The sequence below is a fragment of the Dyella tabacisoli genome, from assembly GCF_003350925.1.
Classification (GTDB): Bacteria; Pseudomonadota; Gammaproteobacteria; order Xanthomonadales; family Rhodanobacteraceae; genus Dyella_C; species Dyella_C tabacisoli.
The window spans coordinates 30,047-52,962 of record NZ_KZ857184.1 but is presented as its reverse complement, the minus strand read 5'-3'; the positions used below and the strand labels follow the sequence as shown (position 1 = coordinate 52,962).

Genomic DNA, 22,916 nt, shown 5'->3' with positions numbered 1-22,916 from the left:
GAGCGTCGACCCAGGGGGGGGACGAAGAGCACTCAAGATGCCATGCCGGCGCCCCACTGTTGCAAGGCCGCATCTCCCTCGACTCAGGCGTTAACCCAAGTGTTTCTCGTAGCGCCAGACATCTAGTGGGTATTGCCCTTCCGGCGTGTCCAATTGGCTGGTCATGACGCCCACGCGTTGCCATCCATGTTTCTCGTAAAACCTGATGGCGCGTTCGTTGCCAATAGCGCACGCGAGCCAGCCCATCGCAGCGCCATTGGCGGCAAGTGTTGCCTCGGCGTCGGCCATCAGCGCTGCTGCCGCTCCAGAGCCGCGCGCTTGGGCCGAGATATAGAGCTGATAGAGCTCGTCGTTTTTTACGATGCAAAATCCGACGGGCTTCCCAACCGGTCCTGTGACCCGAACTTGCGCAAGCGCCGCATGAAGTCTTTGCGTAAAGCTCTCCAGTGTACGAAGTCGAGCAAGCTCCGCAGGCAAAATTCGCGCATGAGCATCCTGCCACCCTTCGTACCAAAGCCTTGCCAGCGGGCCAATCTCTGCTTCGTTTGTCGATCTTATGTCCATGGTATTTCCTGAAGTTCTCTCGGTATATCCCCGACCTAAAAACGCCGCGTCTTCCTTGCCCGTCAGCCATCGATATCGCGGAAGACCATCGGGTGGTGAATCAGGCGTCGGGAATACTCCTTCAGCCACTGCGCACCGAAGGCGCTTCCGTTGACGGGTGCGTCTGATGAGATGCGCACTTGCCCCTTGGTTGAAATATAGGCGTGATGGAGAGGTTCTGCCAGCAGTACCAGGCAACGGGAACAGCAAGCGCAGAAATGGCGAGAAGAAAGTAGGCTCTCCTTCGCACAGCAACGCCACGTTGGATCTTGGTGCGCTGAAACACCCAAGTACTAGGGCGTGTTAACACTATAGGCGTTTGATCTTATACATCGGCAATGGAAATCACCGAAGCCCAATTTCATCGGATAGAGCATTGTTTGCCGCAGCAACGCGGCAACGTCAGCATGACAAACCTGCAAGTGTTGAGCGCGATTCTTTATGTCGCTGAGCACGGCTGCAAGTGGCGCGGCCTACCCAAGCGTTTCGGCAACTGGCATACGATCTACACGCGAATGAATCGTTGGTCCAAGAGCGGCGTTTTGGATCGTGTGTTCCAGGAACTGCAGCGTGAGCAGATCGTTCGCATCAAGATCGAAGCTGTCTCGCTGGATAGTACGATCGTGAAAGTTCATCCTGACGGCACCGGAGCATTAAAAAAAACGGTCCTCGGGCCATCGGAAAATCCCGGGGAGGCTGGACCACCAAGATTCATATGGTTGCCGCGGATGCTCGAACAGCCATAACGTTTGCGCTGTCCCCTGGGGAGGCGGGCGACGCTCCCATGGGACGAGCGTTACTGCAACATCTCGGTCCGATCGACGAGCCGCTGCACTTGTTGATGGACAAGGCGTATGAGGGTGACGAGACACGGCAGTTGGCGCTGGACCTTGGCTTTATTCCTGTTGTCCCGCCGAAAAGTAATCGTCTTGAGCCGTGGGAATATGATCGGGAAATGTGCAGGCGTCGTAACGAAGTGGAGCGGCTGTTCCGACGTTTGAAGGGCTTTCGGCGTGTCTTTTCTCGATTCGACAAGCTCGACATCATGTTTCTCAGCTTCGTCCACCTTGCACTCATCGTCGATGGGCTTAGATGGTAGTGTTAACAGGCCCTGGAGGGCTGCACCATATTCGTTTTCAACCCATGGGCCTGAGCGGCAGAGAAGCGTTATTTTGACGAAAAGTTGAAGTAACTATGTCGGAGTTTGTCCAGCAAATGCCTTAGGTTCTAAGAGACTCCATCAGATGGCGTTTGCTGACGCAGATGGGAGTGGCATTCCAAGCCATAACGCCGACCTTGCTTTCGCGATGCTGTGCAAGTAATCGCCCAGGCCATCAGTTCAATTTCGCCACCCAGGAAAGCGGCAGCCGTTTCATCAAGTAACCCAGTGGTGCCCATGGCCACCAGGGCACATAGGCTTTGGCGGGTTCGCGTTCGATCGCCTGCGCCAGCAGACGGCAGCCACGTTCGGCATCGATGATGTACGGCGTCTGTGCGGCGGGTGCCTTGTCGTTCATTTCGGTGCGGATATAGCCGGGATAAATCGTGCTGACCTTGATCGCGGGCTTGCGCAACATGTCGGTGCGGATGCCTTCGGCCAGGGCGGCGACGCCCACCTTGCTGGCGGCATAGGCGGTCAGGCCGCCGCGCAGGCCGCGCATCGCGCTCATTGAGGAGATGATGACGAGATGACCGCTGTCTTGCGCGCGGAAAATTTCCATCGCGGCTTCGCACTGTGCCAGCGCGGCGATGAAATTGGTTTCGATGATGGCCTTGTTGCGCGCAAAGTCGCCTTTGCCGACCGGCACGCCCTGGCCGATGCCGGCGTTCACGATTACCCGATCCAGCGTGCCCAGCTCCTCGCGGGCGGCGCGGAATACCGTGAAGACTTGTTCGTACTCCGTCACATCGAGTTTATGAATCGTGATCTTGATGCCGGAATGCACGCTTTCGATATCGGTTTTGAGTTCCTGCAATCGATCGAGACGCCGTGCGCATAGCGCGAGGTTGTGACCGCGCTTGGCGAACTCGCGTGCCATGCCGGCGCCGAGGCCGGAGCTGGCACCGCTGATAAGAATATTTTTGCGCATAGGTCATCCCGTCGATCGAAAGAGAAGGGCCGTGGGTCGAACCTGCGAATATCGGCGCCGCCGGAAAACAGCCGTTCCGGCGATTTATCGGTAAGTGACGAGATTGCCATGCTCGCCCTCGAAATGCGCATGCCCGTTGAGCATCGATAAATGGGCGCCGCGCTTGCCGACAAGCAGCTTGGTCACGCCGCCGTTGAGCAGCAGCCAGTTCAAGCGAAAGCCGTGACTATGGGCCGATGCTTTTTGCCATCTGCGGTCAGCTCGCGTAACCCGGATTTTGCCGGTCCAGTTTGCGTAACAGCCCCGGCCATGCGAGCGCGCCACCCATGCCGCGAGTCACTTGCTTGGCCTGCAGCTTGATGCCGTCCAGGATGGCCTGGTGGATGGTCACCAGTTCGCGGTTGCCCGCCAGTGCGCGTACTTGCGCCATGCAGGCGCTCTCGAAGATGTACATGCCCAGGAAGGCATCGGCTACCGTCGCGCCGACCGTCAGCAAGCCGTGATTGCGCAGCATCAGAAAGGCGCGGTCGCCCAAGTCGCGCACCAGCCGGGGCTTTTCCTCATCATTGAGCGCGACGCCTTCGTAGTCGTGATAGCCCAGTGAAGACAATACGAACAGCGATTGCTGCGAGATCGGCAGCACGCCATCCTTTTGCGCCGATACCGCCACGCCGTTAAGTGAATGCGTATGCATCACGCACTGAACGTCTTCACGCGCACTGTGCACGGCACTGTGGATAGTGAAGCCGGCAGGGTTGACCGGGTAAGGCGAGTCCGACAGCTTGTTGCCGAGCTGATCGATCTTGACCAGCGAAGAGGCGGTGATCTCTTCGAACATCATCCCGTAAGGGTTGATTAGAAAGTGATGCTCCGGCCCCGGCAAGCTGGCACTGATATGGGTGAAGATCAGGTCGTCCCAGCCGTACAGGGCGACCAGCCGGTAGGCTGCCGCCAGATCGACACGGAGCTGCCATTCCTGCGCACTGAAGGCGCTGTGCGCCTGCGATACCTCATGTTGATCGGCCATCGTGATAAACCCTGCTTGAGAATGGACGGCAGAAGCTTGAACGGAGCGCGATGGCGGGGCATAGGACCGAAGCGGTCAGTTTCTCAAGCGATCCGCCGACAAGAAGCATGAGCCCGACGCATAGAACATGCCGGGTATCCGCAACGCATCGTCGTTTGGGCAATTGACCGCAATTGTCCCCGTGCCGTCGGCATTGAAATATTTGCAGCCTGCTTCGTCATAGGCCCGTCACGGAGCTTTGATGCGGGAACCCGCTGCTGGCGCGAGCAATGGCCCGCCATCGAATCGGCCCGAACCGTCCTGACGTAAACCCAGCCAAAGAATCAACATACGAAACGGGGAGCATGGTTTTTCCGGCACGGTATCGGGCGATACATCGAAAGTGCGGAAAGGCCTGCGCTAGTGCTGGTGGGGCCGTGCGTACGGCCTTCACCGGAACGATGTTCACGCGGGAACGATGCAGTAGATCGGACGGGATCATTCACAGGGTCACTACAGTGACGCCATCCCACCGGTTTGGTCGCCATAAGATCGTCGAGGGGATGTACTGATGTCTATTCGTCAACGAAAACTTGCCGAATGCCTGCGCAGCATGCTGGGCAACGGTGTTGCACTTTCTTTCTTGTTCTGCGGGCATGCCATGGCGCAGGCCCAGTCAACCCCCGACACGCAAAGTCAGGCCAAGCCGGCAAAGCCGGCGCAAGGCAAAGTCTCTGCCGAGAAAAAGGATGCGGTCGACCTGGGCAATGTCACCGTGACGGCGCAGAGCCGCACCCAAGAAGTGCAGGACGTGCCGATCCCGGTGCAGATCGTTACCACCAAACAGATCGACGCGCTGGCGGCGACTGATTTTTCCAAAATGAACGGTTATGTTCCGGGCTTGTTCGTGGACGGCTCGCAGCCGACCCAGCCGGTGTATTCCTTGCGCGGCATCAGCGTGACCGATTTCGGTATCGGCACCGACTCGCCGATCGGTATCTATGAAGACGGCGTCTACACCGGCAAGACCGGCGGCGCGCTGCTGACTTTCAATGATATCCAGCGGGTCGAAGTGTTGAAGGGGCCGCAGGGTACCTTGTTCGGCCGCAACAGCGCGGGCGGCGCCATTTCCGTGGTGACCAACGAGCCCGAGGACGATTGGGAAAAGAAACTGCGCGTGCGCCTGGGCAACTACGGCACCCGCTATGTCGATGGCGTGTTGAATGCGCCGGTTTCATCCACTGCCGCCCTGCGTTTCAGTTTCGTCGATACCCAAAGCAACGGCTGGCTGCACGACGCGGCCAACGGCCAGCACTACAACAAGAATGACGATTGGGGCATCCGCAGCCAGTTCCGCTGGAACGCACCGGGCGACACCAAGGTGCGCGTTGCCTGGGAACACGAAAAGCTGAATCAACCGGCGCGACCGGCCATCGGTTTGGTTTCGGTGCCGCCCGCACCGGGCGTATTGGGCTTTCCGCCGGACCCGCAAACCTATCTCAACCCCATCCATGCGCCGATTTATAACGACGTGGTGGGCAATGGCGAAAAACGCACCTTCGACGCGGTGACGTTGTTTGTCGATCATTCGTTTTCGTTCGGCGACTTGAGCTCGATTACCGCCTACCGCCATTTCAAGACCTCGAATCTGGAAGACTCCGACGGCACCAATCAGCGTTATCTGTATCTCGATACCAACAATATCGAGAACAACAGCAGTTGGTATCAGGAGTTCAAGCTGTCCGGAAAAAACGATTTGCTCGATTGGGTGGCGGGCACGAGTTACTACTACGACAACGCACGCCAGACTAGCCAGGTCGATTTATTCACCGATAGCCTCGATACCGTTTTCAACAATACCCAGCAGGCACCGGGCGGTCTTTATGGTCCCCTCGGCGCGGCGGCAGGATCGCCCGGCCTGCTGCTGAATGACCCGTGGCAGGAAAGCATGATTAATCATGGGCGCTCGAAGGCCTATGCCTTGTTCGGCGACGTGATCTGGCATTTGAACGAGCGCCTGAATTTGACCACGGGCTTGCGCTTTACCCGCGATGAAAAGGACTTCAGTTGGTTCAATCCCATGCGTACCGCGCCGCAGCTCGATGCAACGCTGAGCGCTTTACAGGCGATGGGCTTCTTCGATCAGCCCGGCGTGCCGCCGATCCAGACCTTTCAGCAAAACATCGAGTTCAACAGCCCCGCGGCCACCAACGCACCGTTCACCATCAAACATAGCTGGAACGATTTCAGCCCGCGTGCGGTACTCGACTACAAATGGACACCCAACGTGATGGTGTACGGCTCGGTGTCCAAGGGCTATCAGGCGGGCGGCTTCAACGCGCAGCAAGTCAATTCGGTTTATCAGCCGGAAGAAGTCTGGAACTACGAATTCGGCGTCAAGAGTTATTTCCCCGATTACCGTTTGCTGCTGAATGCCTCGGCTTACTACTACCGCTATACCAATCTGCAGTCGTTGAACCTGATCGCCAATGGCAACGGTGTGGTGCCGGTGTATGAAGTCACCACCAGCGACCAGCATGCGAAAGGGCTTGAACTCGAAGCACACTGGCAGGCGACCAAGGCGCTGCGCATCAACGCCAACGTCACCTACACCAATGCAACCTATCAGCACTATGTGAATCCGCAGGGGACGAGCCTGGCGGGGCAGCCGGTGGGCGAGCCGCTGTGGTCGGCTGCGGCGGGACTGGAATACGTCTGGCACGATGTTTTCGACGGTGACATCAATGCCACATGGCAACAGGCTTATCGCGGAAAAACGCGCTGCAACAGTGACTCCGCGGCACAGGGGCAATGCTTGACGACGCCGACCTTCACCCTTGGCAGAGCACAGAATCGCACCGACCTGCGTTTGGGCTGGTCCTCGCCGCATGCGCCATGGAGCGTGGCGTTGTTCGTCAATAACGCATTCAACAAACGTTACGTGCAAAGCATTAACAACATCAGCGCGAGCATTCTCGGCACCCCGTTCGCCTACATCACGCCGCCACGCACATGGGGAGTGGAGATGGCGGTGGATTTCTAACCGGTTACGGCGACAGCGGCGCCGCCGTTCGGGCCGCTGTCGCCGACAACATGCGTAGTCGGAGCACTTATGTCGAAGTCCCGGACTATCTGGTCATGGCTGGCACTCGCAAGCGCGGTGCTTGTGGCTATCGTGGCGTGGAGCCACATACGTCAACCTGCAACGGCGCGGAGTGGTTCGACGAATGAGTCCGTCGCTGCGACATCGGTCGCGCAACAAGCCACCGCTGTGGCTGCGCCGCCGGTTCTGTCGCGGCATCGAGGAGCGGGGCCGGCGGAAAGCGCATTGAATGTGCGCGCTTTGCAAAAGGAGCTTGCCAGCCGACCGGATGCCGAGTCGGAAATAAAACGCATCGTCGCCTTCGCGCGCTTCCGTGACGACGTGACGGCGTATGGCGCCGACCGCGGCAGCATGTCGCCGGACCAGCGACGTAGCGAAGCGCGGCGCATCATGAGCGAGCTGGCCGGGCACGTCGCCAACAACGAAATCCTTCCGCTGCAGGCCGAAGCGATGAGCGCCGTCTTGTTGACGGACGCCGAGTCGGACCCTGCCTTGCGCGATGCGGAGATCCGCAACGTGAAGCAGCAATGGAATGCTTACTCGCAGCAAACGGTCGGGCCGTCGCCAGCGCTCGATCCACGGCACCAGGCGTATGTGCGGCAAAGCACCCAGATCATTCAGGACGTGCAGTCGAAAGTCGCCGACCCGGCCCAGCAGCAAGCCATCATCGCCTCGCGCTTGCAGGCATTGCGCAGCCAGCTCTACGACGCGGCCTCGCCTCATTAGGCCCGTTCACATCAGGCCGATATTTCAGTAACAGGGGATGCAGCAACGATAGCTAGCGCAGATCTTTTGATCTGCTGAAAACCACGACATATCAGGAGGCATCATGCTTACCGCACATCGTCGTATCTGGCATTGGATGGCAGGCTTATTGATGGGCTTTGCCACGATCAGCGCATACGCATCGGGCGCCGGCGCACCGGCGGCACAGGCGCAACCCGATCCGTCCATCCCGTACTACCAATGGTATGAAGTCACGCTACCCGCCGACAGCGGTGCCGATTGCGGCAACGGCACGCCTTACCGTTTCTATATCAACCGCGCGCCGTCGAAGAACCTGTTGTTCACCATGGAGCCCGGCGGCGCCTGTTTCGACTACGGCATGTGTACCAACACCGAGACGGGGCCCGCCCAAGGGTTGGGCGCATTCAATCCCGATGGCATTCCGCAGAACTACATGAGCGGAACCTTCAATGAGTCATTGCTGGCTACGTTTCTCTCGCCGTTGATGACGCGCATCAACCTGACCACCATCCTGGTCGGCGAACCGCGCGTGGAAACGCAGGACTGGAATCAGGTGTTTCTACCGTACTGCACCGGCGACATTCACATGGGCAGTGCCATACGCACCTACACATCGCCCGATGGCAGCACCTCGCGCGTGCAGCACTTCAACGGCTTGAAGAACGCGCAAGTGGTGACCCAGTGGCTGGTCGATCATGGCTTTGGCAAGCCGGATCGCCTGATGGTCTATGGCCTGAGCGCGGGCGGCTTCGGCACGCTTTCCAACTATGCGTTCATCCACGACACCTTGCAGCCGCAGGTCAGCAGCTCGGCGCTCAGTGATGCCGGCACCCTGTTCAATACGCGCTTCGATGACGACCCCATCGATCATCCCTCGGTGTATCTGTATCGCAAGGTGGCCGCCGAATGGGATTTCGCCGCGCCCGATGGCTTGTTTGCACTGGCATCCCAGCGCCTGAAGGGCTTCGATCCGAGCAATCTGAGCAGTATTTATACGGCGCTGTCCCAGCAGTATCCACATGATCGTTTTGGCCTGTCGACTTATCAGCAGGACAAGATCATTGCCGCTTATCACTATCGCCCGTTCATTCCTTCGGTGATCGCCGCGCCGGATGACGCCAGCAAGGATGCCGCAGCGCTGGCACTGTTCGACCAGGAGCTGCCGGGCATCCAGCAGGTCACCGCGCCGCTGCCGAACTTCGGCTACTACATGCCGTGGGCGCGCAGCGATTTCATCAACAATCACATGGTCACGGCAGTGAGCTTCAGCGGTTCGAATATCAACGAGAACGGCATCGATGCCAACGTCAGCGATTTCGTCAACGACTTGCTGTCGCAGCAAGATCCGGCCTTGGTGCCGGTGATGAAGGTCAGGCGCACGCAGCGTTGGTCCGATTTCAGCTTCTCGACCTTCCTGTCGCTGATCGACAGCATCTTCAACCTCACCGGCGATGCCGGAGGTATTTCAGGGCATAAGAGCTGAGTGTGATCTTCGATGGGGCGCCTGGTTGTCAGAGGCGCCCCATCATCGAGTCAGGGTTGCCGACATGGGAGATCGTTACGAAAGCGGCCAGATGGAAGGCTGGCGCAGAGTAGTCGCTCGGTAGCCTGTCCGAGGTTTTGGCCCGATTTGCCCTTTGGCATGGTGCGTGGGTGTGTTCGACTGTGCCCTGGTCTGGCGATGCGGATGGGGCGTCGCGGCCTTTAACGAATCGGGGCAATCATGATGGTACCGCTGCGCTATCGCGTTCTCTCGGTGTACGCCGCACTGCAGGCATTGATGCAGTTTGAATGGCTGCGCTTTGCGCCGATGACCAGCGAGATCGCCACGCATTACGGTGTGTCGCCGAGCGCGATCGGCAATCTGTCGCTGGTGTTTCCGCTGTTGTTCGTGCTGCTGGCGTTGCCGGTCGGTGTGTGGCTTGATCGCGTGCCCGTGCGCACCTCGTTGCGTATCAGTGCGGTGGGCATGGCCTTGGCTGCTTTGCTGCGCATGGTCGAGCCGAGTTATGCCTATCTGTTTGCCGGGCAGTTGGCATTTGCACTGTTACAGCCCTTGGTACTGGGCCTGATCGCCCGGTTGGCGCTGATCTGGTTCGATGAGGGCGAGCGTCTGCGCGCCACCGAAATCCCGAGTATGGCCATGTTTATCGGTCTTGCCCTGGCCTTCGTGCTGGTGCCGGTCATTGGGTATAGGACGTTATGGCTCGATGCCGCCGTACTGGGCGCATTGGCGCTGCTGACCTGGTTTTGGGTGCCGGTCGATCCGCGTGAAGCCAAGGTGGCTGCAGGCCCTCGGCCATCGTGGCGGGCCGGCATGATGACGATGCTGCGCTCGCCGGTATTTCTGGTGTTGATCGCCTATTTTTTTCTCGCCAACGGCTATTTCAACGCGATCTCCACCTGGCTGGAATCGATTCTCCACCGGCAGGGGATCGATGCGCAGACGGCGGGTATCGTGGCGTTGTGCATGTTGGTCAGCGGCATCATTTCGATGGCGTTGATCGAGCCCGTGGCGCGCAGGATGGGTTTGCGCTCGCTGATGGTTGCGGCCGCGGTGGGCTCGATCGGCGTCACCATGGTGTTGTTCAACAGCGGCTCGCCGATCGTGCTGTGCCTCAGCGGCATCGTGCTTGGTGCGACCTTGTTGGCGCCTTTGCCGCTATTGATTCAGGCCGTAGTGAACACCACCGGCGAAGATCACGCAGGCACTGCGGCAAGCCTGTTCTGGCTGGTGGGCAACGCGGGCGCTACCGCCTTTATCGCCGTACTCGAACCGGTCGCCGATGCGGGCCGATGGACCTTTGGCTGCGGCTTGTTGATCGTGCTGCTGGTGTTGCAAGGCATTCTTGCCATGGGCGGGCCGAGGCGGCGGCCGGCGTAATCAGGCCGGTACCGATTTACCAGATGCCGTAGTACTTATCGATGATGGCTTCAAACGTTTTTTGCGGCAGCAGCTTCTGGATCAGCGATACGCTCAACTTCTGTGCCGCAGGGCCGACCAGATGGCGCAGCTTCGGCGACGGCGTATTGATGATGCGTTCGAGCAATTGCGCGATAGCCTCCGGTGTCGCGCCGCGGGTCTCGTCTTTTTCCATGACGCTCAAGGCCGTGCGGAAACGCTCGCTATAGCTGCCCGGTACTTGTGCCGCCGCGGCAATACATCGTTGGACGGTAAAGCCGGTATGGAAATCGCCCGGCTCGATGAGTGCTACCCGCACCCCGTAAGGCCGCACTTCGGCACGCAGCACTTCGGTCAAGCCTTCGATGGCGAATTTGCTGGCGCTATACAGACCCTGGAATGGCACGCCGATGCGGCCGGCAATCGAGCTGACGTTAATCAGATAACCGCTGCCTTGCCGGCGCAGCACCGGCAGGGTGGCGTGGCATACCCGCAGCATGCCGAAGAAGTTGGTATCGAACTGCGCTTGCGCCTCCGCGATCGAAGTATCTTCGATGGCACCGGCGATTCCGTTGCCGGCATTGTTGACGACGATGTCCAGCCTGCCTTCGCGCGCCAGAATCCATTGCACGGCCTGTTCGACGGAGGCTTGTGAGCGCACATCCATCGGAATCATCGCGACTTCGCCGGCGGATACCTCGTTCGGAAACACCGCGCCACGGCTGGTGCCATACACCCGATACCCGCGTTGTTGAAGGTGCTGTGCGCAACTTTTTCCGATGCCCGACGAGGCGCCGGTGATGAGTACGATCCGTGGCATCAGACCTCCCCGAAGGGCAGCCACTCATCGACGACCAGGCCGTCGTCGATCACTCGTATCGGGCCGTAATGCAGCAGCGTGCCTTCAGACTGATAGGGGCGGAAGAACACGGTGTCGTTGACCGCCAGCGCAGGTGTGCGCGGCCCGTTGAGAATCGATTGGTTGAAGCTGAGCCCGAATTGCTTGTTGGTCACCAATCCGGCCGGTGAAACGGGTTCGGCCGGCCAGCCGCCGCCATAGATGAAATAGCTGTGCGCGCGATTCGCGCGGCCGCCATAAAGCAGCTTAGATAGCCAGGGTGGTCCAGGCAGGCGGGTTCCACGTTGTGCTTTGAGAACCGGGGTAGTGACGAATATCGCCGGCTCGAATTCGGCCAATGGCTCGATGTCGAACTCCAGCGGCTTGAGTAAGGCCGAGCCGGCAGATACATCGTTGAGCGGCGAGTGCTGACGGTGCAATGCGACGGTTGGGCTACCGGCGCCGTTCCAGCACATCGCCGGCGCCAGCTCGGGAAATTCGGCCCGCGCTATCGCCTGGTAGGCACGATAAGCCTCGACGGCCTTGGCGAAACCCGTATCGCGACGTTGCAACAACGGCGGCAATTTGCCGACGTGAGCGTCGTAGCCCATCAAGCCGGAAAACTCCAAATGCTCGGGTGCTTTGCGTAGCTGATCCAACATGGCGCGCAGTGCCGCTGGGTCGGCTGCGCCGCCACGGTGCAGGCCGACATCGATCTCGATGTTGATGCGCAACCGGGTGCCCAGGCCTTGGGCAAGTTCCAGATATTCCTGTAACCGCGCGGGCGTATCGATCAGCCATTGCAATTGGCGCGCGGGATCGAAACCGTTATCCGGTAAATGCCGGTAGAAATGCAGTGCGGCAAGCACCGGCATCGGTTTACCCATCAATAGATCGCTGTCTGGATAGTGCTGCACGACCTGACGTAGCTGCGGTTCGTGAAACACCATCAGCGCGCGAGTGCCGGTCAGAGCCATCGCCTCGTCCAGCAGTGCGGGCACCGGCAAGGATTTTTCGACCAGGCGCAGGCGTGAACCCGGTGCGATCAGATTTTTCAGGCGCACGGCATTACGGCGCATCCGCGCGCGGTCGATCACCACGCTGGGCCACGCGATACCGGCCTGATTCAGTGCCTGCTGCAGGGCATTGAAATAAGCATCGTGTGGTTCCGTCGAGTTCATGACGCAGGCACCCCGAACAGTTTTCGCAAATACGGATTGAGAAACTTGCCGTGCGGATCGAGTTCTTGGCGCAATTGCAGGAAACGCCCGAGATCGGGATATAGCGCGTGCAAGCCCGCCGTATCGACGGTATGCAACTTGCCCCAGTGCGGCCGGCCGCCGTGGCGGCGCAGCACCGGCTCGGCGGCGGCGAACAAGGGCCGGTAATCCTGCTTGTGATACTGGTGCACCGAAATCGAACAGCGCGCTTCGCCCGGCGCCCCCTGGAACGGGCTCAGCCAATAAGCATCGGGCGCGATGAAACGGAATTCGATCGGAAAGAACACATCGACCTTGCTGGCGGCCACCGCTTTGCAAACCTCATCCAGGCAGGCCGCTCCGGCGGCTGCCGGTACCTGGTATTCCATTTCGTTGAAACGCACGTTGCGGGCCGAGGCGAAAATTTTGTACCAGTGGTTCACCCGATCCGTGGGCTTGATGAAGCGGCCGATCATGGCCTGCAAGCCGCGTCCCAGGCTAGGCAGCCAGCGCGTGAGTTCGCAGCCCAGCTTCAGCGCAACATCGTCGGAGTCGCCGCCTTGCGTTTCGGTCGTGATGGGGTCTTCGCTGAGGTCGAGTGTCTTGACGATCGCCAGCCTGCTGTTCGGAAACGTAAACAGCTCAAAGTGACGATGCCGCTGTGCCCACGTATCGAGTTCGGGCAGCAAGGTATCCAGATGCTGTACATGCACGCGTTCGCGCAGGCGGTAGGCGGGCATGTTTTGCAAACTGACTTGCGTGATGACGCCGAGCGCGCCCAGCGATACCGCGGCAGCGCGAAACAGGTCGGCATCGTGTTCGCGACTGCATTCGATCACCTCGCCTTGCGCGGTCACCAGCCGCAGCGCACTTGCGCCGGCGGCGATGCAGGGCAGGGTGATGCCGGTGCCGTGGGTGGCGGTGGACAACGCGCCGGCGATACTTTGCCGGTCGATATCGCCGAGGTTGGGCATGGCCTGGCCGATGCCTTGCAGCAAGGGGCCGGCATCGAACAGCCGCGTGCCCGCCCAGATGCGCGCCTGCTGCGTGGCGGTATCGTGGTTGACCAGTCCGCTCAGGTGATCCAGCGACAGGATGGCCCCGGCAGTCGGCACCAGCGGCGTGAACGAATGACCCGCGCCCACTACGCGCAAGCTATCGGCACGCTGCACCATGCGGCGAAGCTCGTCCTCGTCGCGCGGCATCCATTTGTCGGACGGTTGCGCCCGTTGTGCGCCGGACCAGTTTTGCCAGGCGGCCTGCTTGCCGCGCAAGCCATCGATCACGTCATTGCGTGGCGATGAGGGTGCCTGCGAACGCGCGTGTTCGTCGGCGATGGGCAATGGCGATCTATCGGACATGGTCCAGGCTCGAAACAACTGAAGCCTTAGTCCAGCACACGCCTTGATGGCACTACAGGGGTCGCTAGCGGCCAAATCCAGTGGATGCTAAGGCGCTATGCGCGCACGCCGCATGGCCCCCGGCACTTCGCCGACCCAGCGCTTGAAGGCGCGGCGGAATGCGCGCGCATCGCTGAAGCCGAGTTGTTCGCTGGCCTCGGCGACGGTCAGGCCTTCATCGCGCAACAAGTGCTGTGCTTCTTGCGAGCGCAGGCGCTCGCTCAATGCGCGAAACGAGGTGCCGGCCTCGGTCAGGCGCCGGCGCAAGGTGCGTGTGCTCAGGCCCAGCGCCGAGGCGACTTCTTCGACCGACATGGCAACGTTGCCGGTCTGCTGCAACACATGCTCGATAGCCGTCACGGTATTGGGCGCCTGTTGCCGGCGCGCTCGCGCTTCGAGCAAGGTGCGAAGTTCCGCTGCGGCTACCGGCGAGTGGCTGGCCAAGGGCAAGGTAAACCACTGACGCGGAAACAACGCACGGTGCCGTGGCTGGCCGAACTTGATCGGGCAGTTGAAGATTTCCGCATAGCGCGCCGCGTGCGGTGGCGCGGCATAGGCCAGCTCGATGGCGTGCGGGCGATAACCGTCGCCGAGCAGGATGCGCACCAGCACCATGACGCTGGCGAACAGCTCTTCGACGACAAAGGTTTCTACCACCGGGTCGTTCGTGCGCGCTTGACCGAGCAGGGCGGCGAATTGATCGTCGAATTCGGAGGTGACATCCATCAATCCGCCGCTTTGCCCTTGATAACGCAGGCCCAGCTCCACCGCTTCGCCGAAGGTGCGCATCGCGGTCATGGCAAAGCCGGGCAGGCCGAAGTGGCTGATGTTCTGGCGCCGTCCCACTTCGAGGCCGAGGTCGCTGCGGCCGGTCAACTGGATGGCGCGGCGGATAAGCCGCGCCACCTGGCGGTTGGAGATCAGCTCCCCCGCGCACATGTCGCTGTTGCTGATGCCGACATCGGCGCACAGTTGTTCGGGAGATACGCCGAGTTCGCTCACCAGCCCGGCCAGCTCCGCCAGGGCCAACGGTGCGATCTCGGGAGCAAACTGGTATGGGTCTAGTTTGGGACGAGGCACGTGCAAACCCATAGTGGCCGTGATGGTCCCCCATGCTACGCCGCTTCTTTTTTCGCTGCGCTTCGCGGCGCAGCATTTCCGCCAATTGACCTGTTTCGTCCTTATGTCCTAAATCTGCGTGGCCTAAGTTGCGTACATCAGAGACGCGGGCCGGTCAGGTTAGGCGAACCCGCCGCGTGTAGGGCTAACTGCGAGGAATTTCATGGATATCGCCGCCACCACAGCCGTTGTCACGCTGGCCCCGACCCTGCAGCAATTGCGCGATGCATGGGGTGAACACCGGCCCGATTATGCCCAGCGCCGTGACGATCTGCGTCGCCTGCGCAGCGCTTACAAGGCGCGGCTGGACGACATGGCGGCGGCGATCAGCGCCGACTTCGGCCATCGCTCCAAGCACGAAAGCCTGATCGGCGAAGGCATGACCGTGCTGACCGAAATCGACCATATGCTTGCGCATCTGCGTCAATGGATGCGGCCCGAGCGTCGCAGCGCAGGCTGGCGTTTGTGGCCGGCGCGCGCCGAAGTGCGCTATGTGCCGGTCGGTGTCGTCGGGGTGATTTCGCCTTGGAATTATCCGGTCAACCTGGCGTTGGTGCCGCTGGCGACGGCGATTGCCGCGGGCAATCACGTCTATCTCAAGCCTTCCGAGCACACACCGCGAACCAGCGAATTTCTACGCGAGCTGCTGGCCGAAGTGTTTCCGGCCGAGCGTGTCGCGATAGCGCTAGGCGGCGCGGATGTGGCGGGTGCCTTCGCCGCGCTGCCGTTCGATCATCTGGTGTTTACCGGATCTACCGCCATCGGCCGCAAAGTCATGGCCGCGGCGGCGGCCAACCTGACGCCGTTGACATTGGAATTGGGCGGTAAGTCGCCGGCGATCATCGACGATGATTTCCCGATGGCGCAGGCCGCGAGGCGGTTGGCGACAGGCAAATTACTCAATGCGGGGCAGACCTGCATTGCACCCGATTACGTGCTGGTGCCCCAGGCGCGCCGCGATGAACTGGTGCAGGCGTTGCGGGCGGAAGTGGCGCATCGTTATCCCGAACTGGATGGTAATCCCGATTACACGCGCATCGTCAACGAGCCTCAGTACCAGCGCTTGTGTGGTTATCTTGCTGACGCCAAGGCGCGCGGCAGTGAAGTGATTCCGCTGGCGGACTTGAAAGACCCTGTTCGTGCGCAAGCCGAGCGTCTGTTGCCGCCCACGTTGGTGATCGATCCCAGTGACGACGCGAAACTGATGCAAGAGGAAATCTTTGGGCCGATTCTCCCGATCAAGAGCTATCGGACGCTGGACGAGGCGATCAACTACATCAACGCCCACGACCGCCCGTTGGCGCTGTATCACTTCAGCCGCAATCAGGCGGGCATTGAAAAGCTGCTATCCCGCGTCGTGGCCGGTGGTGTCTGCATCAACGAAACGCTTTTTCACAATGCCTGCAATAGTCTGCCATTCGGCGGCATCGGTCCCAGCGGCATGGGTCATTATCACGGCCGCGACGGCTTCGCGACGCTCAGCAAGATGATGCCGATATTGCATCAGGCGCGTTGGCCGCTCTCGGATAAGCTCAGGCCGCCGTATAAGGGTTTTGCCGAGCGGATGATTCATCTACTGACGCGTTGAACTTCGGCGGCGGGCAGCTTGCCGAAGGCGGCAAGCGTTTTCCGACAAGCATTTTCCGGCACGCAGGGTAAGCGAAGGGCATGGGTACCCATCGTTGCGGATCCACGAACACGTCGTGACGTTCGGCCTGCGAAGAAGTATCGTCCCCGGCTCTGCAGAACTAGGCTCAACATGGCAACGACGACGCCCTTTCCCCAGGCAGGCTTCCTGAATTATCTGGAGCTCGCCGGCCGATCCGTTCCCGTGATGGCGAACGCATCGTTGCCCCCGCCGCTTACCGGAATGCTTTTCGCTGCGGATGGGAGCGGGCAATTGACGAAAGCCGCCGGTCACCTGATCGAGCTGCTGAAGGCCAAGCAGGCCATGCTGCAAGCTTCATTCGATACGGAGCTGGCTGCCGACGAGCTGCGTCGTTATCAGAAGTTCGCCAAGCCGGGTCAGCCATCGCCGCATATTGTCCAGCTTCGGCAGAAGCAGGCGGCCGCCCGGCAAGCCTCTAGCCTGTCGAGGCAGTCGTTTATCAAGGCCGCTGCCGGGTTTGTTCGCGAAGCCGATATCGATGTGCCGCAACGGGTGGCGCTTGATGTGTTCATTACTGTCTGGATCAATGCCAACGTGCCGAAGGCATTCGTTGTCGCGGCGTAGAGAAAGCGCAGCGGTGCCGTTTGCCGATCCATCGCTTGGACGCTTAGATATCGTTGTCAATAGACGTCACGCCATAGGCTGATCGGATGCCGGCACGGGCGGCCGCAAGGCCCGGAGCCGATGGGCGATATTCAACGGTTTTCTCGCCAGACGCTGTCGTCGGCCCTCTCGCCGGGCGCATTTCGTCGACTTTCGCCATCTCATCGCGTCTTCACTCTGCCATCACATGAGGGGCATTGAACTGTGCCGCAGTCGTAGCTGACAACGTTGTCACCAACGACGCATGACTGCTCAAGGGCAGGGGAGGGGGCCCCGGTCACCATTCAGCGGTACCGGCATGACGCCGGGCGGCTGTCCGTTTCATTCCTCCGGGAGGGGATGTGTCCATGTCACTACGTAAAACCTTGCTTGCCGCCAGCATCTTTGTCGGCCTTTGTCTGTCTGTAGCTGCGCAAGCGCAAGACCAAAGTCAGTCCAATGGCGACGCCACTACACCGCGCCGCGCGCAAGCCAACAAGGATCAGGCCAAGCAATTGGAGGGCGTTACCGTGACCGGTATTCGCGCCAGCCTGGCCAAATCGATCGATACCAAACGCAATGCCAGTACCGTCGTCGAGGCCATTACAGCCGAGGATATCGGCAAATTCCCCAGTACCAACGTGGCCGAAGCGATCTCGCAGATTCCCGGTGTGACCATCGATCGACGCTTCGGACAGGGCGAGCGCGTCAGCATCGATGGCACTGACCCCAGCCTCAACCTTACGTTTCTCGATGGACACCCGGTGGCGCAGACGCCTTGGCTGCTTGGCGAGCAGCCGAATCGCGGCTTCGACTACACCCAGTTGGCGCCGGAAATACTTGGCCGTCTGGAAGTCTATAAGTCACCGGAGGCCCGCCTGCCGGAGGGCAGTATCGGCGGTACGGTTATCATGCACACGCGCCAGCCGTTCGACCTGGCGCCGAATACGATCAGCGGCTCGGTGGGTACGGTGTACAACGACCAGGCCGGGCGTGGCCGGCCGAACGCGTCGGCGTTGTACAGTTGGCATAACCCCGGCAGCACGTTCGGCGTAACTACTTCGGTCGCCCATTACGAAGAGCAGGTCGATCGCCAAGGCATCGAAATCTTCGGCTACTCGCCGGTGTCCGACCTTATCACCAACCCGCATGTCGCCGCGCAGGTCGCCAACGGCCAGATCAAGTCGACCGACCAGATGGCACAAGAGACCAACGGTGCCTATTTCCAGCAACATCGCCAACGCGACAGCGTCACGCTGGGCGTGCAATGGAAGCCGTTGGACCGCTTGCAGTTCGATCTTAACGGCCTGTACGTACGCGAGAATTTCCAGAACTCCAACCAGTCGCTGTATGCCATCACCACCGACCATATTCAGGGCATCACCGGCCTTAGCTCCAATGGCAACGGCCAGATCACCGGCGGTCATTCCTGCGGTATCGACAGCCCCGGCTGCCCGGACCACGCCATCACGATTCTCGACGAGAACGTGCGCAAGTCGGTGGTGACCACCAAGGGCCTCGATCTCAAGGGCGAATACCAGGGCGAGGGCTGGGCGTTGAGCGGGCAGGGCGGCTTCAGCAACTCGGGCAATCCGGGCGCTTCAGCGGCACTGTTTTCGCCACGCTATTACGGTGGCTATACCTGGGATGCCAGCAAGGGGCTGCACTTCGACGATCCGGCCGCCGCGCGCAACCCGGCCAACTGGAAACTGGACAACAACAGCTATTACACCCACACCCCGGCACATACGCGTGACGTCTACGGCCAGCTCGATTTCAGCAAAGACTTTGACAGCGTCTTCAATCAATTGCTGACCGGCGTGCGCTATACCAAGCACACCGAAAGCTCATCGTGGCTACGCTACTACGTGCCGGCATCGGCCAACGGCACCACCATGGCCAGTGTCGGCGGCATCGGTTATACCGATATCTTCGATGCGTTTTCGGGCATGTCCCCCGATTACCGCAACCATATCCAGGCAGACCCCGACACCGCCCGCAACTGGGTGGTCGGCGAGACCCTGGGCAATAACGTGGCGCCGGACCCGGCTACTTTTCTCAACAACACCTGGAACCTGACGCAAAAGGCCGAGGCGGCCTATGCCCAGCTCAATTTCGCCAACGATAACTGGCATGGCAATGTCGGCTTGCGCTACGTGCGCACCAAGATCAACAGCCTCGGTTACGAAGCCGGCGCCAATGCAGCGTTACCGCCACCGCCCGGTTCGGCTCAGCTCAGCTCGCGCACTTTCAACGACGTGCTGCCGTCGATCAACGTGGTCTACGACACTAATAATTCCGTCGTATTGCGCGGCTCCGCAGCCAAGGTCATCGCGTGGGCGCCGTATAACCAGCTCGTCAACAACACCTCGCTGGTGGACGACCAGCTCACCGGTAGCGGCGGCAACAATAAGCTCAACCCGTATAGCTCGTACAACTTCAACCTATCAGCCGAGTGGTATTTCAATGAGCAGTCGATGTTGGCTCTGTCAGTGTTTTACAAACACATTCAGAACTACATCCAAACCGATGCGCTGATCGAGCGGCAGTTCAACTCGATGTTTGGCTCGGACACCTATACGGCACTTGCGGCGCGTCCGCCGACACCAGGCCGCCAAGGCAATTGCGATGCTCACGGCTTCTGCGATTACAGCGTGCTGCGACCCGCCAACGCAGGCGCTGCCAGCATCAAGGGCTTCACCGTCAGCTACCAGCAGCCATTCGGCGACAGCGGTTTCGGCGTGGCCGCTAACTACACGTACTCGCACGGCAAGAGCAAGGCTGGACAGGATCTACCCTACAACTCGACCAGCGCGGTGAACGTCAGCCCGTACTTCGAGAAAGGCCCGTTTACTGCGCGCATCAATTACGGCTGGCGCGGCCGCTATCTGGCAGGCGGCTATGTAGCCGGTGCGCCACCGGCCAGTGTGGACAGCTATACCAATGTAAGTGCGAGCCTGGGCTGGCAGTTCAACGAGAATTTCTCGCTGACCCTGGACGGCATGAACCTGCTCAACGAGAAGTACTACCAGTTCGACCGCACTTCCAATCGTGCCTGGAACAACTACAGCACTGGCCGGCGTTATCTGGCCAGTGTGCACTTCAAGTTCTAGGACGTGAGCTGGCGGGGGCTGGAATATGCGCAGCGGGCATATTCCAGCCCCCGCCATGCCTTGGATGGCACTTATCCATTGGGATCTTACTCGCCGTAGTGCCCGCACTCGGCGATACTGCCCGGATGACTGACCACGACGACATGTCCGCGCTGCTCGGTGCGGATGGCCCCTTTGCCCGCGAGTTGCCCAATTTCGCCCCGCGTGAGGCGCAGCAGACGATGGCGCGCGCGGTGCAGCACGCTATCGCCGAACGCGAAATACTGATCGCCGAGGCCGGCACCGGCACCGGCAAAACCTATGCCTATCTGGTGCCGGCCCTGCTGTCGGGGCAGCGGGTGATTGTTTCCACCGGCACCAAGGCGCTGCAGGATCAACTGTATTTCCGCGATTTGCCTAAAGTGCGCTCTGTGCTCGGCACGCGTTTGAAAACGGCCTTGCTCAAAGGGCGCGCTAATTATCTCTGTCTATATCGCCTCGATCAGACCGTGCGCGAGGGCGCGACTTTCGATCGCACGCAAGCGGCGCAATTGGCAGCTATTCGCGCCTGGTCGGCACGCACCCGCCGTGGCGATCGGATGGAACTGGCCGAGGTGCCGGAGGAGTCGCCGCTATGGCCGCGAGTGACCTCCACGCCAGAGAACTGCCTGGGCGTGGAATGCCCGTTCTATGACGACTGCCATGTGGTGAAGGCGCGGCGCGAGGCGCAAGAGGCCGAGCTGGTCGTGGTGAATCATCATTTGTTGTTTGCCGATCTTGCCTTGAAGCAAGAAGGGTTCGGCGAAATTTTGCCGGGCGCGCAGGCTTTTATTCTTGACGAGGCGCATCAGATTCCCGAGCTGGCCGGGCAATTCTTTTCGCAAAGCATCAGTGCGCGCCAAATGACCGAATTGGCGCAAGACAGTTTGCACGAATGCACTGGGATCACCGGCGCGATCGGCATGCTGCTGGAGCCGGTCGAGGCCCTGCAAGAAGCGGTGCGCAAGCTGCGCCTCGCGCTCGATCCCCTACCCCAGCGCGGTGCATTTCAGCAGCTCGAAGCCAGTGCCGCCGTGCGTGTCGCCATGCATGACGTGCGCGAATTGATGGCCAGCTTGACCGACGTGCTTGCCGCTCAGGCCGAACGTTCGCGTGGCTTTGCCAATGCGCACGAGCGCGCCGCGAATTTAAGCGAGCGACTGGACCGCATCGTTGAGCAGCAAGGCGAACACGACGTGCGCTGGTACGAGCAGTTTCCACGCGGCTTTGCGTTGCACGCCACGCCGCTGGATCTCGCCGCGCCGTTGCGCGCCATGCGCGAGCGCACCCAGGCAGCATGGATTCATACCTCGGCGACCTTGTCGGTGGCCGGCAACTTCGATCACTTTGCGCGCCAGCTCGGTTTGGACGACCCGCATACCTTAAGCCTGGAAAGCCCGTTCGATTACTCTGCGCAGGCGCTGTGTTACTTGCCGCCGGCCTTGCCCGACCCCGCCGCACGCGACTACACCGAACGGGTGATCGACGCGGTCATGCCCGTGCTGCAGGCCTCCAACGGTCGCGCTTTTCTGCTGTTTACCTCACATCGGGCGCTGCGGCTTGCAGCCGATCTTCTGCAGCAGCGCGTACCTTGGCCGTTGTTTGTGCAAGGCAGCGCACCTCGTCATCGTTTGCTGGAGGAGTTTCGCGCCAGTGGTCATGGCGTGCTGCTGGGTGCGGCCAGTTTCTGGGAAGGGGTGGACGTGGCTGGCGAGGCGTTGTCGGTGGTGGTTATCGACAAATTGCCGTTCGCCGCACCAGACGATCCGGTCTTGCAGGCGCGCCTGGATGCGCTGGAACAATCGGGCATCAATCCATTCATGGCCTGGCAAGTGCCTAGTGCGGTGATCGCCTTGAAGCAGGGCGTGGGTCGATTGATACGCGATGTGAGCGATCGTGGCGTGCTGGTACTATGCGATCCGCGCCTATCGACCAAGGGCTACGGGCGATTGTTTCTCGCCAGCCTGCCGGCGATGCCGCGCACACGCGAGCTGGCTGCCGTACAGACGTTTTTCGCTACCGCTACGGTCACTGCGGGCCAGGATTCGTAGCGGTATGACAATGTGAATCGGGTGGAGACAGCGCATGGCCAAGGTGATCGGATTGGGCGGCATTTTCTTTAAGGCGCGAGACCCGGCGGCACTCACCGCCTGGTACGCCCAGCATCTGGGTCTAAGCATCGAGAAAAGCGGCTTGGTGCGTTTCAATGAAGACGAGTCGCGCGCCGGCTATACCTTATGGGCCCCGTTTGCAGCCGACACGAGTTACTTCGGGCCGGGTACGCAGCCCTACATGATTAACTTCCGCGTTGACGATCTCGAAGCCTTGCTGACCAAGCTGCGTACCGCCGGCGTGACTGTAGATGAGCGCGTCGAAGACGGCGAATACGGCCGCTTTGGCTGGGTCGTCGACCCGGAAGGCACGCGTATCGAGCTGTGGCAGCCGCCGGCTGACGTCTCGGCGAGTTAGTCTCGCTTCCCCGTTTCGGCAAGACGAACATGGTTTCGCCATGCCGTTGCCGCATGGC

The 22,916-nt window shown here is 60.5% G+C and carries 18 protein-coding genes; 10 read left to right on the top strand and 8 right to left on the bottom strand.

Annotated features, from left to right (window positions below):
* Window positions 1–90: 90 nt before the first annotated feature.
* Window positions 91–564 (bottom strand): GNAT family N-acetyltransferase, encoded by a 474-nt coding sequence (locus tag DVJ77_RS19180; RefSeq protein ID WP_114847143.1) that lies wholly within the window; start codon window positions 562–564, stop codon window positions 91–93.
* A 377-nt stretch (window positions 565–941) separates the two neighbouring features.
* Here DVJ77_RS19180 and DVJ77_RS19175 point away from each other — a divergent pair.
* Window positions 942–1,702, top strand: a protein-coding gene (locus DVJ77_RS19175; protein WP_114847142.1) for an IS5 family transposase whose coding sequence is annotated in 2 segments (ribosomal slippage) — window positions 942–1,257 and window positions 1,257–1,702 — 762 coding nt in all. Because the reading frame shifts where the segments join, the coding sequence is not laid out codon by codon here.
* 235 nt (window positions 1,703–1,937) lie between these two features.
* Here the strand turns inward: DVJ77_RS19175 and DVJ77_RS19170 are convergent.
* The 3 genes from DVJ77_RS19170 to DVJ77_RS19165 all read right to left on the bottom strand — a co-directional run bounded on the left by DVJ77_RS19170 (window position 1,938) and on the right by DVJ77_RS19165 (window position 3,720).
* Window positions 1,938–2,693 (bottom strand): SDR family oxidoreductase, encoded by a 756-nt coding sequence (locus DVJ77_RS19170; RefSeq protein ID WP_114847141.1) that lies wholly within the window; start codon window positions 2,691–2,693, stop codon window positions 1,938–1,940.
* Window positions 2,694–2,777: 84 nt separating this feature from the next.
* Entirely contained in the window at window positions 2,778–2,906 is a 129-nt protein-coding gene (locus DVJ77_RS21615; RefSeq protein WP_263853833.1) for a hypothetical protein, read from the bottom strand.
* A gap of 43 nt (window positions 2,907–2,949) precedes the next feature.
* Window positions 2,950–3,720: a class II aldolase/adducin family protein gene (locus tag DVJ77_RS19165; RefSeq protein ID WP_114847140.1), complete on the bottom strand. Its 771-nt coding sequence runs from the start codon at window positions 3,718–3,720 to the stop codon at window positions 2,950–2,952.
* A gap of 550 nt (window positions 3,721–4,270) precedes the next feature.
* On the opposite strand from DVJ77_RS19165, the gene DVJ77_RS19160 reads away from it, so the two are divergent.
* The 4 genes from DVJ77_RS19160 to DVJ77_RS19145 all read left to right on the top strand — a co-directional run bounded on the left by DVJ77_RS19160 (window position 4,271) and on the right by DVJ77_RS19145 (window position 10,433).
* Window positions 4,271–6,742: a TonB-dependent receptor gene (locus DVJ77_RS19160; protein ID WP_114847139.1), complete on the top strand. Its 2,472-nt coding sequence runs from the start codon at window positions 4,271–4,273 to the stop codon at window positions 6,740–6,742.
* Window positions 6,743–6,811: 69 nt separating this feature from the next.
* A complete protein-coding gene (gene plcR / locus DVJ77_RS19155; protein WP_114847138.1) occupies window positions 6,812–7,528 on the top strand; it encodes a phospholipase C accessory protein PlcR in 717 nt (238 codons plus the stop codon).
* Between the two features lie 103 nt (window positions 7,529–7,631).
* Window positions 7,632–9,032 carry a pectinacetylesterase family protein gene (locus DVJ77_RS19150; protein WP_225428097.1) on the top strand — a complete coding sequence of 467 codons (1,401 nt, stop codon included), beginning with the start codon at window positions 7,632–7,634 and terminating at the stop codon, window positions 9,030–9,032.
* 240 nt (window positions 9,033–9,272) lie between these two features.
* On the top strand, window positions 9,273–10,433 hold the full coding sequence (locus DVJ77_RS19145; RefSeq protein ID WP_114847137.1) for an MFS transporter: 1,161 nt from the start codon (window positions 9,273–9,275) through the stop codon (window positions 10,431–10,433).
* 16 nt (window positions 10,434–10,449) lie between these two features.
* On the opposite strand, the gene DVJ77_RS19140 is transcribed toward DVJ77_RS19145, so the two are convergent.
* The 4 genes from DVJ77_RS19140 to DVJ77_RS19125 form a co-directional block, all read right to left on the bottom strand.
* Window positions 10,450–11,271: an SDR family oxidoreductase gene (locus tag DVJ77_RS19140; protein WP_114847136.1), complete on the bottom strand. Its 822-nt coding sequence runs from the start codon at window positions 11,269–11,271 to the stop codon at window positions 10,450–10,452.
* Window positions 11,271–12,470: an alanine racemase gene (locus DVJ77_RS19135; protein WP_114847135.1), complete on the bottom strand. Its 1,200-nt coding sequence runs from the start codon at window positions 12,468–12,470 to the stop codon at window positions 11,271–11,273. Before DVJ77_RS19135 ends, DVJ77_RS19140 begins: the two co-directional genes overlap by 1 nt.
* Window positions 12,467–13,849: a D-arabinono-1,4-lactone oxidase gene (locus DVJ77_RS19130; protein ID WP_114847134.1), complete on the bottom strand. Its 1,383-nt coding sequence runs from the start codon at window positions 13,847–13,849 to the stop codon at window positions 12,467–12,469. Before DVJ77_RS19130 ends, DVJ77_RS19135 begins: the two co-directional genes overlap by 4 nt.
* A gap of 87 nt (window positions 13,850–13,936) precedes the next feature.
* Window positions 13,937–14,968, bottom strand: coding sequence for an AraC family transcriptional regulator (locus DVJ77_RS19125; protein ID WP_162791584.1), 1,032 nt, complete (start codon window positions 14,966–14,968; stop codon window positions 13,937–13,939).
* 202 nt (window positions 14,969–15,170) lie between these two features.
* On the opposite strand from DVJ77_RS19125, the gene DVJ77_RS19120 reads away from it, so the two are divergent.
* The 5 genes from DVJ77_RS19120 to DVJ77_RS19100 all read left to right on the top strand — a co-directional run bounded on the left by DVJ77_RS19120 (window position 15,171) and on the right by DVJ77_RS19100 (window position 22,858).
* Window positions 15,171–16,595: a coniferyl aldehyde dehydrogenase gene (locus DVJ77_RS19120; protein WP_114847132.1), complete on the top strand. Its 1,425-nt coding sequence runs from the start codon at window positions 15,171–15,173 to the stop codon at window positions 16,593–16,595.
* Between the two features lie 312 nt (window positions 16,596–16,907).
* Window positions 16,908–17,240: a hypothetical protein gene (locus tag DVJ77_RS19115; RefSeq protein ID WP_225428096.1), complete on the top strand. Its 333-nt coding sequence runs from the start codon at window positions 16,908–16,910 to the stop codon at window positions 17,238–17,240.
* Between the two features lie 386 nt (window positions 17,241–17,626).
* Window positions 17,627–20,371 (top strand): TonB-dependent receptor, encoded by a 2,745-nt coding sequence (locus tag DVJ77_RS19110; RefSeq protein ID WP_114847130.1) that lies wholly within the window; start codon window positions 17,627–17,629, stop codon window positions 20,369–20,371.
* A 125-nt stretch (window positions 20,372–20,496) separates the two neighbouring features.
* Entirely contained in the window at window positions 20,497–22,440 is a 1,944-nt protein-coding gene (yoaA, locus tag DVJ77_RS19105) for a DNA repair helicase YoaA (RefSeq protein WP_114847129.1), read from the top strand.
* Between the two features lie 34 nt (window positions 22,441–22,474).
* A complete protein-coding gene (locus DVJ77_RS19100; RefSeq protein ID WP_114847128.1) occupies window positions 22,475–22,858 on the top strand; it encodes a VOC family protein in 384 nt (127 codons plus the stop codon).
* Window positions 22,859–22,916: the final 58 nt, after the last annotated feature.